Origin of the sequence: Streptomyces sp. NPDC088745, from assembly GCF_044751045.1 — a bacterium.
Classification (GTDB): domain Bacteria; phylum Actinomycetota; class Actinomycetes; order Streptomycetales; family Streptomycetaceae; genus Streptomyces; species Streptomyces cremeus.
Genome location: NZ_JBIVLB010000003.1, coordinates 183,692 through 199,058 on the forward strand (window position 1 = coordinate 183,692; position 15,367 = coordinate 199,058).

The 15,367-nt window shown below is 73.3% G+C and carries 15 protein-coding genes; 5 read left to right on the forward strand and 10 right to left on the reverse strand.

What is annotated here, in order from left to right; translation table 11 throughout:
* Positions 1-71 precede the first annotated feature (71 nt).
* From ACIP93_RS10070 to ACIP93_RS10080, 3 genes are all read right to left on the reverse strand, one after another.
* A complete protein-coding gene (locus ACIP93_RS10070; protein WP_401757925.1) occupies positions 72-1,319 on the reverse strand; it encodes a helix-turn-helix domain-containing protein in 1,248 nt (415 codons plus the stop codon).
* Positions 1,320-1,730: 411 nt separating this feature from the next.
* On the reverse strand, positions 1,731-2,366 hold the full coding sequence (locus tag ACIP93_RS10075; protein ID WP_401757270.1) for a hypothetical protein: 636 nt from the start codon (positions 2,364-2,366) through the stop codon (positions 1,731-1,733).
* Positions 2,367-2,668: 302 nt separating this feature from the next.
* The gene (locus ACIP93_RS10080; protein ID WP_345223287.1) at positions 2,669-3,310 is read right to left on the reverse strand and encodes an HNH endonuclease family protein; all 642 of its coding nucleotides are present in this window, start codon (positions 3,308-3,310) and stop codon (positions 2,669-2,671) included.
* 231 nt (positions 3,311-3,541) lie between these two features.
* On the opposite strand from ACIP93_RS10080, the gene ACIP93_RS10085 reads away from it, so the two are divergent.
* The gene (locus tag ACIP93_RS10085; protein ID WP_345223289.1) at positions 3,542-3,763 is read left to right on the forward strand and encodes a DUF2277 family protein; all 222 of its coding nucleotides are present in this window, start codon (positions 3,542-3,544) and stop codon (positions 3,761-3,763) included.
* Here ACIP93_RS10085 and ACIP93_RS10090 read toward each other — a convergent pair.
* Positions 3,685-4,359, reverse strand: coding sequence for a VTT domain-containing protein (locus ACIP93_RS10090; protein ID WP_345223291.1), 675 nt, complete (start codon positions 4,357-4,359; stop codon positions 3,685-3,687). The genes ACIP93_RS10085 and ACIP93_RS10090 overlap by 79 nt on opposite strands.
* Before the next feature lie 281 nt (positions 4,360-4,640).
* On the opposite strand from ACIP93_RS10090, the gene ACIP93_RS10095 reads away from it, so the two are divergent.
* Positions 4,641-5,228 (forward strand): superoxide dismutase family protein, encoded by a 588-nt coding sequence (locus ACIP93_RS10095; RefSeq protein WP_401757273.1) that lies wholly within the window; start codon positions 4,641-4,643, stop codon positions 5,226-5,228.
* A gap of 97 nt (positions 5,229-5,325) precedes the next feature.
* On the opposite strand, the gene ACIP93_RS10100 is transcribed toward ACIP93_RS10095, so the two are convergent.
* The 3 genes from ACIP93_RS10100 to ACIP93_RS10110 form a co-directional block, all read right to left on the reverse strand.
* Complete coding sequence (locus tag ACIP93_RS10100) at positions 5,326-5,820, reverse strand: DoxX family protein (RefSeq protein WP_401757275.1); 495 nt, start codon at positions 5,818-5,820, stop codon at positions 5,326-5,328.
* 178 nt (positions 5,821-5,998) lie between these two features.
* Positions 5,999-7,723 carry an alkaline phosphatase D family protein gene (locus tag ACIP93_RS10105; RefSeq protein WP_401757277.1) on the reverse strand — a complete coding sequence of 575 codons (1,725 nt, stop codon included), beginning with the start codon at positions 7,721-7,723 and terminating at the stop codon, positions 5,999-6,001.
* A 221-nt stretch (positions 7,724-7,944) separates the two neighbouring features.
* Positions 7,945-8,613 (reverse strand): HNH endonuclease family protein, encoded by a 669-nt coding sequence (locus tag ACIP93_RS10110; RefSeq protein ID WP_345223300.1) that lies wholly within the window; start codon positions 8,611-8,613, stop codon positions 7,945-7,947.
* Between the two features lie 219 nt (positions 8,614-8,832).
* On the opposite strand from ACIP93_RS10110, the gene ACIP93_RS10115 reads away from it, so the two are divergent.
* Entirely contained in the window at positions 8,833-9,636 is an 804-nt protein-coding gene (locus ACIP93_RS10115; protein ID WP_345223303.1) for an ABC transporter permease, read from the forward strand.
* 296 nt (positions 9,637-9,932) lie between these two features.
* Positions 9,933-10,514: a TMEM165/GDT1 family protein gene (locus tag ACIP93_RS10120; RefSeq protein ID WP_345223306.1), complete on the forward strand. Its 582-nt coding sequence runs from the start codon at positions 9,933-9,935 to the stop codon at positions 10,512-10,514.
* Positions 10,515-10,589: 75 nt separating this feature from the next.
* On the opposite strand, the gene ACIP93_RS10125 is transcribed toward ACIP93_RS10120, so the two are convergent.
* Entirely contained in the window at positions 10,590-11,252 is a 663-nt protein-coding gene (locus ACIP93_RS10125) for an HAD-IA family hydrolase (protein WP_401757280.1), read from the reverse strand.
* Positions 11,253-11,457: 205 nt separating this feature from the next.
* The gene (locus ACIP93_RS10130) at positions 11,458-12,441 is read right to left on the reverse strand and encodes a peptidoglycan-binding protein (protein WP_401757282.1); all 984 of its coding nucleotides are present in this window, start codon (positions 12,439-12,441) and stop codon (positions 11,458-11,460) included.
* A gap of 249 nt (positions 12,442-12,690) precedes the next feature.
* On the opposite strand from ACIP93_RS10130, the gene ACIP93_RS10135 reads away from it, so the two are divergent.
* Positions 12,691-14,826, forward strand: a complete 2,136-nt coding sequence (locus ACIP93_RS10135; protein WP_401757284.1) for a DHA2 family efflux MFS transporter permease subunit — start codon at positions 12,691-12,693, stop codon at positions 14,824-14,826.
* A gap of 27 nt (positions 14,827-14,853) precedes the next feature.
* Here the strand turns inward: ACIP93_RS10135 and ACIP93_RS10140 are convergent, their stop codons facing one another.
* Complete coding sequence (locus ACIP93_RS10140) at positions 14,854-15,342, reverse strand: GNAT family N-acetyltransferase (RefSeq protein WP_401757286.1); 489 nt, start codon at positions 15,340-15,342, stop codon at positions 14,854-14,856.
* Between the last annotated feature and the right edge of the window lie 25 nt (positions 15,343-15,367).

Here is a 15,367-nt window from a genome sequence, read left to right on the forward strand (position 1 = left end):
TCGGTGAACTGCGTATACCGACGGTAGGAGCGACCTGGAGGAAGAGAGGGCACAGAATGTACCCCCTCCCATCAGGCAGCCAGCAGGCCCAACTTCACTGCCAGCTCGGAGGCACGACGGCGGCGCGCGGGAGCCTTCGACTCCGCCTCTTCGAGCACGATCCGCTTCGCATACCCGTTGTACTTGATCGTCTCCGGGGCAGCCTCGTGCGCCTGCGCCAGCGTCGCGAGGGCCACGTCCGGCTGTCCGTCGAGCTGGTACCCGCGGGCCTCCTCGATCCGGTGCCGGGCCCGGCGCGGCCGGGACGGAATCGTCGTGGCGTCCGAAGCCGCCGCCTGCCGCACAGACTCTCCGCCCGCGTGCAGTTCGACGGCGATCGTTACCGCGTGCGCGCCCATGATGGCCCGCGAGAACGACGTCACCGGATGGTAGTAGTCCCTCGGCAGCCGGGCGGCCGTCTCGCGGGCGACGTCCCAGTACCGCCAGGCAGTACCCGACTCCGCCCGGCGAGCGGCCGTGTACCCGGCTTCGAACCGAAGGGCGCCGGTGATGGCGACGACGTCGTCCGACGCATCGGGGAGCAGAGGCTCCAGAAACTCCAACGTCTCCCGTGTCACGGTGTCGGCAGCGTCGAAGTGCGCCGGCCCCGAGTCGCGATGTGCCTGTGCGGTGAGCCATGCTGCGACGCCGATGGTGTGCGGGTCCTCGGACTCCTGAGCGGCTACCATGCCGCGCTCGGCGATCCGCCACAGGAGGGCAGCGTCCGGCTGGTACGCGGCGAAGAACTGCGCCAGCGAGTACACCTCGCTGAGCATCGCCTGTGCAGTGCGGCGGTCGGTGGCGCTGTCGGCCGCCCGTACGGTGAGTTGGGCGTCCCGGATCAGGTCGGGCAGCAGAGCACCCACCACGTCACGGTGATTCGGTGCCGAGTGCCGCGCCGCCCACGCGCGCGCGAGGCGGGCCTGAAGGTGATCGGCTGGCGGGGCTTCACCGAGCGGGACGGGGAACTGGTTCATCGCGGCCTGCACTGCCCCGAGTCGGGGGTGGCCAGGGCCAGTGAAGAGGTCGACGTGCACGGACTGGTCCCCAGTGAGGTCGGAGAGATCTCGGACGCGCAGCAACTCCGCAAGCTGCAGCACTACTTCGAGTCGGGGCACCTTCAGGCGGCCGGTCTCGACGGCCTTGACCCACGATCCGGATCGACCCATGAGGCCGCCGAGTTGGTCGCGGGTCATACCCTTGCGCGTGCGGAGGATTTGCAATCTCTGCCCGAAGGCCAATGGGTCGGCATACGGGTCCGGGGTAGCATCAGATGGCACGGCCTTGCCCCTCTCTGAACAGCTCGACACTGTCAGGGTATGGGGCAAGGCCCTTTCTGTGTCGTGGTCTTGAACATGACGAAAGCCCCTCCCGCCCGAAGGCCGCAGGACAAGCACCCCTCGTAGCTACGTGCCGTAGTCCGCGGCCACCGGAGACCCCTTCCCGGTAGCGCGTGCTGTCGATCAGATGCGTACCTCCTGCGGAGCACCCCCGGCCGCCGGTGCCGTCCCGGTGGTCGCGCCGCACCAGGTGCCAGGAATCGGGGCGGGGCATGCGGTACCGGTGCTGGATGAGGACGTTGCCCTCCCAGGAACCCGGCCGGTACTGCGTGTCCTGCGGACTCTCGGACCGTGGGAGAACGCCCCGCCATCCCGCGGGCGCGCGCCGTCCGGAGGGCGGAGAGGGGCGGGTCAGCAGGACTCCGTGAACTTCGCCGCGCTGATCGTGACCGGTTGTCCGTCCAGCGCGGTGCCCGCCCCGGGGGTCACCGAGCACACCGACCAGTTCGACTCCACGAGAACCATGCGGCCCCGGCCGGAACTGTCCTCGACGGTCAGTGACGTGTTGGCCGGCAGGGACTCACGGGCGACCTTCACGCTCTTCCCCACGAGGTTCGGCATGGTCCCGCCCGCCCTGTCCGGCTCGCGGACGTCGGCGTCGGGACAGGACTCCTCCAGCTTCACCGTGCCGAAGTCGACGGTCGTGGAGGTGGGGCGGGTGCTGGCCGCGGGCGTCTGGGAGCAGACCTTCCAACTGCGGTCCAGCACCTGCTGCCGGCCGCGGCCGAGCGCGTCGTGGCTCTTCAGCGCGTAGAACCCGGCTGCCTGCGCCTGGTCCTGGGCGGACTGGAGGCCCTTGCCGACGAAGTCGGGGAGTCGCGCGTCCTTCTCGGCCGGGACCCGGGGCGCGCTGGGCCCGGGAGCCGCCGAGGACGCCGGGCCGGTGGAGTTCGGCTTCGAGGCGTCGCCCGTGCTGACGTCCTGGCAGGCCGTGAGCGCGAGGAGCGCGGCGGCGGTGAGGGCGAGAGCGGTGTGACGGTGGTGCATGGTCCCCCCGGGGATGTCGCTGTGCTGAGAGGGACATCATGCGTGTCGGGTGAGGGGCCGTGTGCGCGGTGTAGCCGTCCCGTGACATGGGGAAGTGACGCGCGGGACATCCCCGTTCCCGTGCGGACGGAAGCTCCGCCGGTGCGAGGCCCCTGCTCGGCCGGAGCGGCGCGGCCCGCCGCCGGTGCGGTCGGCCGGGCGGTCCTCGCCTCGGCGAACGTGCGCCGGGGCGACGCGCAGGCCCCCTCCGCCTCCTCGGCGAGCATGCGCCGGGGCGACGCATGGGTCCCCCCCCGGCCCCCTCAGCGGGCGTGCGTGTACGTCAGGGGTTCCTCCGGGCACTCCGCGGCCATCGTGGTCAGCGCCTTGTGCTCGGCCGCGTCCGCCGTCAGGCGCCAGCGGCTCTTCACGGCCGTCCACTCGGCGACGTAGCGGCAGTCCGCCCCGTCGTCCGACGGCTCCCAGTGGGCCGGGTCCCGGTCGCCCTTGAGGCGGTCCTCCGCGGAGGTGATCGCGGCGAGGGTGCGCGGGTCCTCGGTGTCGTTGGCGAAGCGCCGGCGCTCGTCGGGGGACCAGGCGGCGGCGCCCGAACGCCAGGCGTCGGCGAGCGGGACGAGGTGGTCGACGGCCAGGGAGGTGGCCGTGGTGTGGTCCTTCTTGTCGTAGTACGAGTGCCAGGCGCCGCCCGTCAGCACGCACCGGGGGTCGGCCGCCGGCGGGGTCGTGGCCTCCTCCAGGAGCACCTCGGAGCGGGTGTTGCAGCCGTCCTGGTCCTCGTCGGTCCAGTGCGTGAACTCCGCCGCCGTGTATCCGGCCGGGGTGTCGGCGGCTTTCGGCAGGGCGGCGACGGCCGCGTGGAGGGTGGTGGTCACGGTGACGGGCGGGGCGGCGGGGGAGGAGGTGAACAAGAGGGGCAGCAGGAACAGCAGGGCAGCGGTCTTCATGCGGGCGGGCCTCCGTCTCGTACGCGTACGGCCTGGTACGCGGTCGTCGTGTGCGGCGAGCGAACAAGTCGTAGCGGTACGAGGGGCCGGTGCGGGCCGGGGGCACGGGAAGATCACCCGATGGTGCGCAGCCCCGGCCGGTAAACCTCCGGGGCGGCAGCGGCGCAGCCGGGAGGCGTGCGGGCCGGGTGCCGGAGGCCGTTGTCAGTGGGCGTCGGTAGCGTGGAGGGCATGTGCCGCAGCATCAAGACGCTTCGTCCGCCCGCCCTGCCCGAAGAGGCCACCGGGGAGGAGATCACCGCCGCCGCCCTGCAGTACGTACGGAAGATCTCCGGCTTCCGCGCGCCCGCCGCGCACAACAAGGAGGTGTTCGATCAGGCCGTCGAAGAGGTCGCCGCCGCCACGGCCGCGCTGCTGGCCGGACTGGAAGTGCGCGGGCGGCGCACCACGTAGGCCGCCAGGGTCCCCGCGACGGCGAGCGCGAGCACCGAGACGCCCGTGCTGAGCCAGCTCGCGCCCAGCCACTGCCCGCCGAAGTAGCCCAGCGTCACGCTGTACAGCGCCCAGGTGGCGCCCGCCAGCGCCGACCACGGGACGAACTCCTGGGGCCTGCGGTGCGCCGCGCCCGCCCCCAGCGACACCACCGAGCGCCCGGCGGGCGCGAAGCGGGCCACGACGACCAGGACGCCGCCGCCCCGGCTGAGCGCGCTGCCGAGACGTTCCTGCGCGGCGGTCAGCCGGCGCGAACGGGAGATCGCCCGGTCCAGGCGCTCCCCGCCCCGCCAGGCCAGCCGGTACGCCGCGAAGTCGCCGAGCAGGGACGCGGCGGCCGCGCACGCGGCGAGCAGGAGCAGGTCCGGCACGTCCTGCGCGAAGCCGTCGGGGGCGCCGGCGGTGGCGTTGGACGCGCCCGCGGCGGCCGCGGTGGCGGCGGTGATCAGCAGGACGCCGCTCGGCATGATCGGGAGGAAGACGTCGAGGACGATCGAGACACCGATCACCGCGTATATCCACGGACCCGAGGCCAGCGACCCCAGACTCTCCAGCACTGCGAAACTCCCCGGCGAGGAACCACGCCGCGACGTCGCATGGGGAGCGGCAGGGGCGGCTTAACAGCGATCCACCTTACGCCTGGTGGGAGCGGGATCGGTGTCCGGTACGGGTGGTGTTGGGCATATCACGCCGGCCGGGCCGCGAGGCCCCGCCGGGGCTCGTGCGAGCACCGGGCCGTTCACCCGATCGCCGCGTTCCGTGCGACGGCCCGCGAGGGTGCGCGGAGGGTGGTGCGGGGCGGGAGCAACGGCAGGGGGCCACTCGAAGGAGACGCACCATGACAGGTCGCAGCCCGGCGCGGAAGCATGCCGTACGGATCGTCGGCGGGGCCGCCGCCCTCCTGCTCGCGGGACCGGCCGCCGCGTACGCCGAGGACGGCAGCGCGGGCCGGGGCGGTGACGGCAGGGGCCTCACCGTCGACGGACGCTTCGCCCCCGCCTCCGCCTCCGTGCCGCCGGGAGCCGTGTCGTACGACGCGGAGCTGGTGCCCGCGGGGAGCCGGATACGGGTCGAGCAGAGGTCCGGCGCGAAGGGGACCACGGTCACCCTGAAGGTGCGGGGCCTGAAGCCGGGCCACGCGTTCGGCGTGCACGTCCACGAGAAGCCGTGCGGCGTCGACCCGCAGGCCGCCGGGGCGCACTACCAGCACGTCAAGGACCCGAAGCTGGTGAACCCCGACAACGAGGTGTGGCTCGACCTCACCACCGACCGCAACGGCGACGCCTGGACGAGCTCGCACCACAGCTGGGGGCTGCCCGAGGGCGCGGCCAACTCGGTGGTCCTGCACCGCGAGCAGGGCGGCGCGGGCGAGCGCGTCGGCTGCTTCACCGTGCCGTTCGGCGACTTCCGGACGGGCGTGAAGTGACGGGTCGACGCCTTCGTTGACGCGCCGTCGTCTCCGGTGGCGCGCCAGGGGCGTTCGGACCGTCGAGCGGGATCGGTCCGAACGCCCCTCGCGTGCCTCAGGCGGTCGCCGTGACCTGCGGTTCCTCGCGTGCCGTCGCCGTGTCCTGGCCGCGTCGCGCGGCGAGCAGTCCGTCCGCCGCCAGCGCGCCGGGCCCGGTGAAGACCAGCAGCAGGAGCGTCCAGCAGAACAGGGCCGAGAGCTCGCCGCCGTTCTGCATCGGCCACAGCCCCTCCGGCTGGTGGACGACGAAGTACGCGTACGCCATGGAGCCCGCGGCGACGAAGGCGGCGGTCCTGGTGAACAGGCCGAGCGCGACGAGCACCCCGCCGACGAGCTGGATCACGGCCGCGTACCAGCCCGGCCAGGCGCCCGTCTGGACGGTGGCCCCGGTGCCGCCCGCGCCGCCGAGGACGCCGAAGAGCGAGGCCGCGCCGTGGCAGGCGAAGAGCAGGCCGGTGACGAAGCGGAACGCGGCGAGAGCGTACGGGCGGTACTCCGTGAGACGAGCGGCCAGGGAGGTCCGGGGGACCGGTGCGGAAGGCGGGGTCATGGGCGGGGGACTCCTTCGGTGGCGGCCAGGGGGAGGCCGGGTGGGGACGCAGCCCGAAGAGACCTGCGATGCCCAGGAGGTTAGGTAAGCCTCACTGTGCTTGCAAGTTCAACATTCGACTTGTGGCCGAAATTCACTCTCAAGTGGCGCTTATACACTGCTGGTTGGCCCTTTTGTGTCATTCCTGTGTCAGAGATGTGGTCATCGCCATCACAAGCCGCGCGCCGCCCTTGCTCCGGCCCTGCCTGCTGTGACCTCCGTCCTCCTTCCGGCCCGTCTGCACCTGCTGCGCCTGGTCCAGCCGCAGTTCCGCGGAGCGCCCGCGCAGCGTCAGCGTCATGAGCTGGTTGCCGAACCAGGGCCCGGCGGAGCGCCGCCACCGCAGCAGCGGCGCTCCCAGCCGGCCGTGCCGCGCGAGCCCGCGCCCGAGCCGCTGCCCCGGCCCGCTCCAGCCGAAGCGGAAACCGAGCTTGATCGAGGAGGGAATGCCGTTGTGCACCGGCGAACAGGTCAGCTGGAACACCTTCGCGGTGTCCGGCCGGGCGTCGTCCGGCCACGCGGTCGGCTCGGCGACGTACGCGTGGTGCACGTCCCCCGACAGCACGCACACCGTGGCGGGGGCGGCCGGACCGCTGCCCGCCTCGGCGATCAGCCGCGCCAGCCGCTCGAAGGACGCCGGGAAGGCCGCCCAGTGCTCCAGGTCCGAGCGCCTGCGCAGGTCCTCCGCGAACCGCGCCCACCGCCGGCCCCTGAGCCCTGCCGCCAGCGCCGCGTTCCACCCCTCCGCGTCGTGGATCAGCGGCGGCAGCAGCCACGGCAGCGAGGTCCCGATCAGGAGGTGGTCGTACGGGCGCGTGTCGTCCAGCGCCTGGTCGGCGAGCCAGGACGCCTCTTCCTCGTCGAGCATCGCCCGCTCGCCCTCCTTCAGGACGCGGGCCGCGCGGGTGTCCACCATCAGCAGCCGTACGTTCCCGAAGTCGCGCCGGTAGCTCCAGCGCACCGAGGCCGGGTCCTGGTCGGCGCGGCCGGCGAACGCGCGCAGCGCGTCCGTGCCGTCCGGGCCCGCGCACACCTCGGCGTACAGCGGGTCGGCGGCGAGCTCGGCGGGGGAGAGGTTGCCCAGGTGCTGGTAGACCCAGTACGACATCAGTCCGCTGAGGATGCGCTCGCGCCACCACGGGGTGGCCCGCATGTCGGCGACCCAGGCGGCGCTGGTGTTCCAGTCGTCGATCACGTCGTGATCGTCGAAGATCATGCAGGTCGGCACGGTGGACAGCAGCCAGCGCACCTCCGGGTCGAGCCAGGACTCGTAGTAGAGGTGGGTGTACTCCTCGTAGTCCGCGACCTCCGCGCCCGGCGGCTCGCGCAGGTCGCGGCGGGCGGCCAGCCAGCGGCGGGTGGCCTTGGAGATCTCGTCCGCGTACACCTGGTCGCCCAGCAGCAGCAGGTAGTCCGGGCGCTCGGCGTACGCCCCCTCCGGGTGCTCGACGAGCCTGGCCGCCAGGGTGTCCAGGGCGTCGGGCCCCGCCGGGTCCTTCTCGCCCTCGGCGGGCGCGGCCCACCGGCAGGACCCGAAGGTGATCCGGGCGGAGTCCGCGCCGGGCTCGGGCGTGTTGATGGTGCTGGGCGGGAACCCGGAGGCCTCCGCGTCCGGCAGCGGCCACACCCGGCTGCCGCCGAGCAGGACCTCGTACGGTGTCGACGTGCCCGGGCGCAGGCCCGTCACCGGGATCAGCGCGTAGTGGTGTCCGGATATCTGGAAGGTCTCCGCGCTTCCCCCGCCGCCGCCCGCGCAGACCACCTCGGCCGTGCAGGGCCGGTCGGTCTCCACCCAGACGGTCGCGGCGTCCCCGCGTTCCCAGTCGACGTACCTCAGTACCGGTCCCAGGCGCAGCCGGGTCATGTCCGTCCTCCTCCGTCGTCCCCCGTGCGGGGCCACGGCCCCGTACGGTACGGAACGACGGAGGGGAACGGGGAAGTTCCGCGCGTCAATCTGGGGTTGACCGTGCGGTTGCCCCGGACGGCCGGACCGGTGGACGGTCCGGACGGCCGGTCCGGTGGGCGGCCCGGACGGCCCGGTGGACGACCCGGACGGCTCCGGAGGCCGGCCGCGCCCCAGGGGTCTCAGCAGTTCCTGAGGACGCCCTCCAGGGCCGACTTCTCCGCCTGGTCGACGGTCAGCTTCCAGTGGTGCTTCACCTGCACCCACATCCGGGTGTACGTGCAGCGGTAGGAGGTCACCGGGGGCAGCCACTCGGCCGGGTCCTGGTCGCCCTTGGCCTGGTTCACGTTGTCGGTGACCGCGATGAGCTGCGGGCGGGTCAGGTCGTTGGCGAAGGACTGCCGGGCGGCGGTCGTCCAGTTCCTCGCCCCGGACCGCCAGGCCTCCGCGAGCGGGACCATGTGGTCGATGTCCACGTCGGACGCGGCCGTCCAGGTGGCCCCGTCGTACTCGGAGAACCAACTGCCCTTCACAGCCGCGCACTTGGTGTCCTGCTCGACGTTCCGTCCGTCGCGCTTGAGGACCACCTCGCGGGTGTTGCAGGCCCCGGTCTGGGTGCTCCAGTGCGGGAACTTCTCCCGGCTGTAGCCGTCGGAGCTGCCCTCGGCGGCCACGGTGAGCGCGGCGAGGTAGGTGCGCGCGGTGCCCGCGTCGACCGGCGGGGGCGGCGAGGCGAGGGCGGTGGGGGCGGTGGCGAGCAGGCCGGTCGCGGCGAGCGCGGCGGCACCGAGGCAGACGGCGGTGCGACGCGCGTAGAACTTCGCGGAGGGGGCTGTGGCACGGCGTGACATGGGAACTCCCGAGCTGTGGGGGGACGTTGTGCCACGCGTCCCGTCAACTCCCGCGCGGCCCGGCCATCATGGCGACGCCGGGTTTCCGGGAGGCGTGCGCCAGGTAACAGGCTGACGGCATGGGCACGTCATATCAAGGCGTTCGGAGCTGTTCACGGAATCTGACGATTCACCACACCGCGCTCATGCAAGGGAGTTGGGGCCCTCTAGGCTGACCCGGTGACCGCCCCCGCGCCCGGTGCTCCCGCTGCGTTCGCGCAGGACGCCCCCACCCTGCTCCCCGTCAACGCCACCCTCGGCGCGGTCCTCGCCGTGCTGCTCGCCCTCGCGGTCACCGTCGTCGCCTGCGCCCGCCTCTCCGGCGACGGCACCCGTGCCCGGGGCCGGGCCACCGCGCTCGCCGGGGCGCGGGCCGCCGTGCAGCTCGCCGTGGTCGCCCTCGCGATCGGCTGGGTGGCCCGCTCGGGCTGGCTGCTGTGCGCGTTCCTGCTGCTGATGTACGCGGTGGCCGCGCGCACCGCCGGGCGGCGGATCACCCCCAACGGGACCTGGTGGTGGGCGGCCGTCCCGATCGCCGCCGGGGTCGCCCCCGTAGTGCTCGCCCTGCTGCTCACCGGTCTCGTCCCGCCCACCGGCATCGCGCTGATCCCGGTCACCGGCATCCTCATCGGCGGCGCCCTCACCGCGACCGTGCTGGGCGGGCGGCGCGCCCTGGACGAGCTGACGACGCGGCGCGGGGAGATGGAGGCGGGCCTCGCGCTCGGCCTGCTGGAGCGGGAGGCGCGGCTGGAGGTGGCCAGGCCCGCCGCCTCCGACGCGCTGCTCCCCGGGCTCGACCAGACGCGGACGGTGGGTCTGGTCACCCTGCCGGGGGCCTTCGTGGGGATGCTGCTGGGCGGGGCCTCGCCCGTCATGGCGGGCGCGGTGCAGCTCTTCGTGCTGGTGGCACTGCTCGCGGTGCAGGCGGTGGCGGTCGCGGGCGTCCTGGAGCTGGTGGCCCGGGGGCGGCTGCACCGGGACTGAGGCGGCGGGGCCGGGGCGGCGGGACCCGGGCGCCGGGACTTTCCGGCCGGGGCGTCCCGTACCCTTGTACGAGCATGAAGGGGAGTAGCTCTTCGCCGGACCGTCGACATACTGCTGAGTTCGCTCAGCCGGCGCCCGGAGGCAGGCACCCGGCGGTCCTCCGTCGTCGTGTCGGCCGGCGAGACCTTCGGCCGCAGTGTTTGTTGTGTGTTGACGACGCTGCCGTGCCGAAGCGACCCCGGAATCAGGCAGGTCTCTCGGTACGGGCAGCCCGACCGATTGAGGAAGCCCCACCCGTGATCAGCTTCACCGTCATGGCCATCACCTTCGGGACCGTGTTCCTGGCGGAACTCCCCGACAAGACGGCCCTCGCCGGGCTCATGCTCGGCACCCGGTACAAGGCGAGCTACGTCTTCGCGGGCGTCGCCGCCGCCTTTCTCGTCCACGTCTGCATCGCCATCGCGGCGGGCAGCGTGCTCACCCTCCTGCCGCAGTGGATCGTGAACACGGTGGTGGGCGTGCTGTTCCTGGTGGGAGCCCTGGTGCTCCTGCTGAAGAAGAGCGACGACGACGAGGAGATCAAGCCGCCCGAGGACCAGTCCTTCTGGAAGGTCTCCGGGGCGGGCTTCATGCTCATCCTGGTCGCCGAGTTCGGCGACATCACGCAGATCATGACGGCCACGCTCGCCGCCCGCTACGACGACCCGGTCTCCGTCGGCATCGGCGCGGTCCTCGCCCTGTGGGCCGTCGCGGGCCTGGGCATCGTGGGCGGCCAGGCGCTGATGAAGCGGGTGCCGCTGCGGCTGATCACCCGGATCGCGGCCTGCCTGATGCTGGCGCTCGCGGCCTTCAGCCTGTACGAGGCGGTCGCGGGCTGAGCTTCTGCGGCATACGGCGAAGGGGGCGGCCCGCAGCGACGCGGACCGCCCCCTTCGCCGTACGGCGGCGGTGGCTCAGACGGTGACGTGCAGGGACGTGGAGCCGTCCGCGTCGGTCACCACGCGGACCCGGGTCAGATCGGCGACGACGGCCGTCGGGGCGTGCTCGGCCGCGCGCGGGCCGACGCCCAGCACGCGCATCCCGGCGGCCTTGCCCGCCTCGATGCCCGCGCCCGAGTCCTCGAAGACGATGCAGTCGGCCGGGTCGAAGCCCAGCTCGGCCGCGCCCTTGAGGAAGCCCTCGGGGTCCGGCTTGCTCGCGCCGACCAGCTCGGCGGTGACGCGGGTCGCCGGCATCGGCAGCGCGGCGGCGCCCATCCGGGCCTGCGCCAGCTTCTCGTCGGCGGAGGTCACCAGGGCGTGCGGCAGGTCCGCGACGGCGGCCATGAAGGCGGGGGCGCCGCCGATCGGGACGACGCCCTCGGTGTCGGCGGTCTCCTTGGCGAGCATGACCTTGTTGTCGGCGTGGTTGAGCTCCATCGGGCGCTCCGGCAGGAGGACCGCCATGGTGGCGTAGCCCTGACGGCCGTGCACGACCTTGAGCGCCTCGGCCGGGTCCAGGCCGTGCTCCAGGGCCCACTCCCGCCAGCAGCGCTCGACCACGGCGTCGGAGTTGACGAGGGTGCCGTCCATGTCCAGGAGGAGGGCCTTGAAGGGCAGGACAGTGGTGTGCGGCATGAGGTGACTCCAGGGGCGCTCGGGCGGGGGCGCGGATGCGCACCGGTGGGTGCGGGAAAGCGGAACAAGTGGTTCCGTCCACCGGTCAGGGTTTCATGGACGGAACCACTTTGTTCTTCCACGGTACAAAACCGTGGGGGGTTCTGTCACCCCGGGGTGCCCGCGGAACCCCCGGGCGGCCCCGTCAGGACGTGCGGGCCGCCGCTCAGCGCCCGAACGTCCAGTCCTCCAGTGCCTCCCTGGTCTTGGGGCCGTACACGCCCGACGGCTCGTCGTCGATGTTCATGTGGGCCTGGAAGCGGGCGACGGAGTCCGTCACGCTCTGCGTGTAGCGGCCGTCGCGCGGGCCGTCGTAGAGCCCGATCTGGTCCAGTCGGCCCTGGAGTTCCCGTACCTCGGGGCCGCTCGACCCCGGCGCGAGGGAGCCGGGCGGGAGCTGGTCCCCGGGCGGCTCGGGGGTCGCGGTGGGCCGCCGGGCGGGCGCGGTGGTCGGGGGCTTCGACGGCGGCGCGGTCGGCGGGGCGGTGGTGGTCTTCGGGGGCGGCGTGGCCGAGCGGGAGGCACGGGTGGGGGTGGGGAGGGCCCGGCGGACGGCGGTCGCGGTCGGGGAGGGGGCGGCCGTCCGGGACGCGGCGGGGGAGGGGGTCGGCTCGGCCACCGCGGTGGGGGCGGTGGTGATGCCGGGGAAGGCGCGGGTCTCCTCCGGGGCGGAGTCGAAGGCGCCCACGGCGAAGGCGGTGCCGGCCAGGACAGCGAGGGTCGCGGCGGCGGTGACCAGGACCAGGCCCCGGCGGCGGCTCCCGGCCGACGGCTCCGCGGCCGGCACCGGCCGCAGCGGCATGGTCTGCTCGGCGGGCGTGAGGGGCGGCTGCGTACGGGGTTCCTCGAAGGAAGGGGACGTGCGGGACGGCCCGGCAGAGCCCGGGGACGCCAGGGACGGCTGCGCGGAGGTGTCCTGGAGGGCGGGGGACGGCTGCGCGGAGGCCGGGGGCACGAGGGGCGGCTGTGCGGAGACCGGGGGCGCCAGGGGCGGCTGCGCGCGAGTCTCCTCGAAGGCCGGGGGCGTCCGGGGCTGCGCGGCGGCGGGCCGCGGGGGGCCCGCCGGGTCCGGGGCGCGCTGACCGGACGGCTCCGCCAGGTTCACGTACGGCCGAATGCGCAGGGGGTCGAAGTCCTCCGCGTCCGCCATCCGGGCCGAGCGCTCCGCGTGACGGGCGTCCGCCGCCCGGCGGGCGCAGTCGCACCGCGGGGCGCCCGGACCCGGTCTGTTCTCGTCCGGTGCTGCCCGTTCCGTACCGCATTCAGGACATGGTTGTCCGTTTTCCATGGGGTCCCCTCCCTTGAGCTGCCAGCGATTATGCAGACCTCCGTGTCCGGGCCCAACGGCCAGGTCGCTTCCCGGCAGGCCATATCCGTACAGAACAATCAGGATGGAGACATGGCCCAGGAGAATCAGCAGCCCGGCGCGACCCCCGGCCGACCCCGCGAGCCCCTGTCGAGCGGGGCCGCCCCGTCGGGCGGAGCCACCCCGTCCGCCGGGACCGACGGGACCGGCGTGCCCGCCGGGCCCGGTGCGGAGCTGTCCCGGCGGGCCGTGCTCGTCTCGATCGGCGCGCTGCTGCTCGGCATGCTGCTCGCCGCCCTCGACCAGACCATCGTGTCCACCGCGCTGCCGACGATCGTCAGCGAACTCGGCGGGATGGACCACCTGTCGTGGGTGGTGACCGCGTACATGCTGGCGGCGACGGCCGCGACGCCGCTCTGGGGCAAGCTGGGCGACCAGTACGGGCGCAAGAAGCTGTTCCAGACCGCCATCGTGATCTTCCTGGTCGGCTCCGCGCTCTGCGGGATCGCGCAGAACATGCCGGAGCTGATCGCCTTCCGCGCCCTCCAGGGCCTCGGCGGCGGCGGACTGATGGTGCTGGCCATGGCGATCGTCGGCGACATCGTGCCGCCGCGCGAACGCGGCAAGTACCAGGGCCTCTTCGGAGCCGTCTTCGGCACGACGAGCGTCCTCGGGCCGCTGCTGGGCGGCGTCTTCACCGAGCACCTGAGCTGGCGGTGGGTGTTCTACGTCAACCTCCCCGTCGGCGTCGTCGCGCTGCTCGTCATCTCCGCCGCGCTGCACATCCCGGTACGGACCGCCAAGCACCGCATCGACTACCTCGGCACCTTCCTCATCGCCTCCCTCGCCACCTGCCTGGTGCTCATCGCCTCCCTCGGCGGCACCACCTGGGGGTGGGGGTCGGCCCAGATCATCGGGCTCGCGGTGCTGGGCGCGGTGCTGCTCGTCGCCTTCGTGGCGGTCGAGCGCAGGGCGGCGGAACCCGTGCTTCCACCGCGGCTGTTCACCGTGCGGACCTTCGTGCTCAGCTCGGTCATCAGCTTCGTGGTGGGCTTCGCGATGTTCGGCGCGATGACCTACCTGCCCACGTTCCTCCAGGTGGTGCGGGGCGTGTCGCCGACCATGTCCGGCGTGTACATGCTGCCGATGGTGCTCGGCATGCTGATCTCCACCACCGGCTCCGGGCAGATCGTCAGCCGCACCGGCCGGTGGAAGGTGTTCCCGGTGGCGGGCACGGCCGTCACCACCGTCGGCCTGGTGCTGCTGCACCAGCTCACGCCGGCCAGCAGCACCTGGCAGATGGGCCTGTGCTTCTTCGTCTTCGGCGCCGGGCTCGGTCTCGTCATGCAGGTGCTCGTCCTGATCGTCCAGAACGCGGTGCCGTACGAGGACCTGGGCGTCGCCACCTCGGGCGCCACCTTCTTCCGCTCGATCGGCGCGTCCTTCGGCGTGGCGATCTTCGGCACGGTCTTCACCGCCCGGCTGGACGACAAGCTGACCGCCGCCCTCGCCGGACAGCGGCTGCCGCCCGGCGTCGACGCCGCCCGGCTGGAGTCCGACCCGCGCGCCATCTCCCAGCTCCCCGCCGCCCTGCGGCCCGAGGCGCTGGACGCCTACTCCTCCGCCATCACCGACGTCTTCCTGTACGCCGCCCCCGTCGGCCTCCTCGCCTTCGTGCTGGCCTGGTTCCTCAAGGAGGACCCGCTGCGCGGCTCCGTCACCGCGCCCGAGGCCTCGCAGACGCTGGCCGCCAACCCCGTCGAGCGCACCTCGCGGGACGAGGTGGCGCGGGCGCTGTCCGTGCTGGGCACCCGGGACGGCCGCCGGGCCGCGTACGAACGCATCACCGCGCGCGCCGGGTACGACCACCTGCCGGTGGCGAGCTGGCTGCTGCTGCGGATGCGCAGGAACGGCCTGGTCCACCCGGCGATGCTGGCCGAACGCGGCACCGTGCCCCCCGAGGTCGTACGGGAGGGGGCGCGGCAGGTCGAGGAACGCGGCCTCGCCCGGCGCGAGGGCATGGCGCTCGTCCTGACCGAGAAGGGCGCGCAGGCGGCCGACCGGCTGTCGGTGGCCCGCGAGGAGTCCCTCGCGGAACTGCTCGGCGACTGGTGGGAGCCCGGCCGCCGCGACGAACTCAGCGAGATCGTGCAGCAGTTGAGCGGCGAGCTGTGCGGCTCGGACGCGGAGCAGCCGACCGGGCTCGCGCAACTGCGCAAGACTTCCTGACGGTACGTCAGGCCGCATCAGACCGCGTCAGTCCGCGTCCGTCAGGTCCTTCACGAACCAGTGCTCCGCGTACGGCTTGGAGTTGAGCGGCCCGACCTCCCGGTAGCCGTGCTTGGCGTACAGGCCGCGCGCCTCCACCAGGTCGCCCCGGGTGTCGAGCTGGAGGCGGCGGACGCCGTAGGCGCGCGCCGTCCGCTCGACCGCCGCGAGCAGCAGCCCGCCCGCGCCCGTGCCGCGCGCCTCGGGACGTACGAACACCCGCGTCAGCTCGCCCACTTCGGGCTCCAGCAGGACCATCCCCGCGCACGCCGACGGCTTCCCCCCGTACCGCCCGACGACGAACGTGCCCGTCGGCGGGACCAGCAGCCGCGTGCCGTCGTCGGTCAGACCCTCGTCGATCTCCGCCTGCGTCACCGGCCGGTTCCAGTAGCGGGCGGCGACCTCGTCGTAGTAGTCGCGGCGCAGCGTGGTGGCGTCCGGGGTGCGGGGGTGCTCGGTGGTGATGATCCAGGTCATCGCATCTCTGTACTCGACCCGGCGA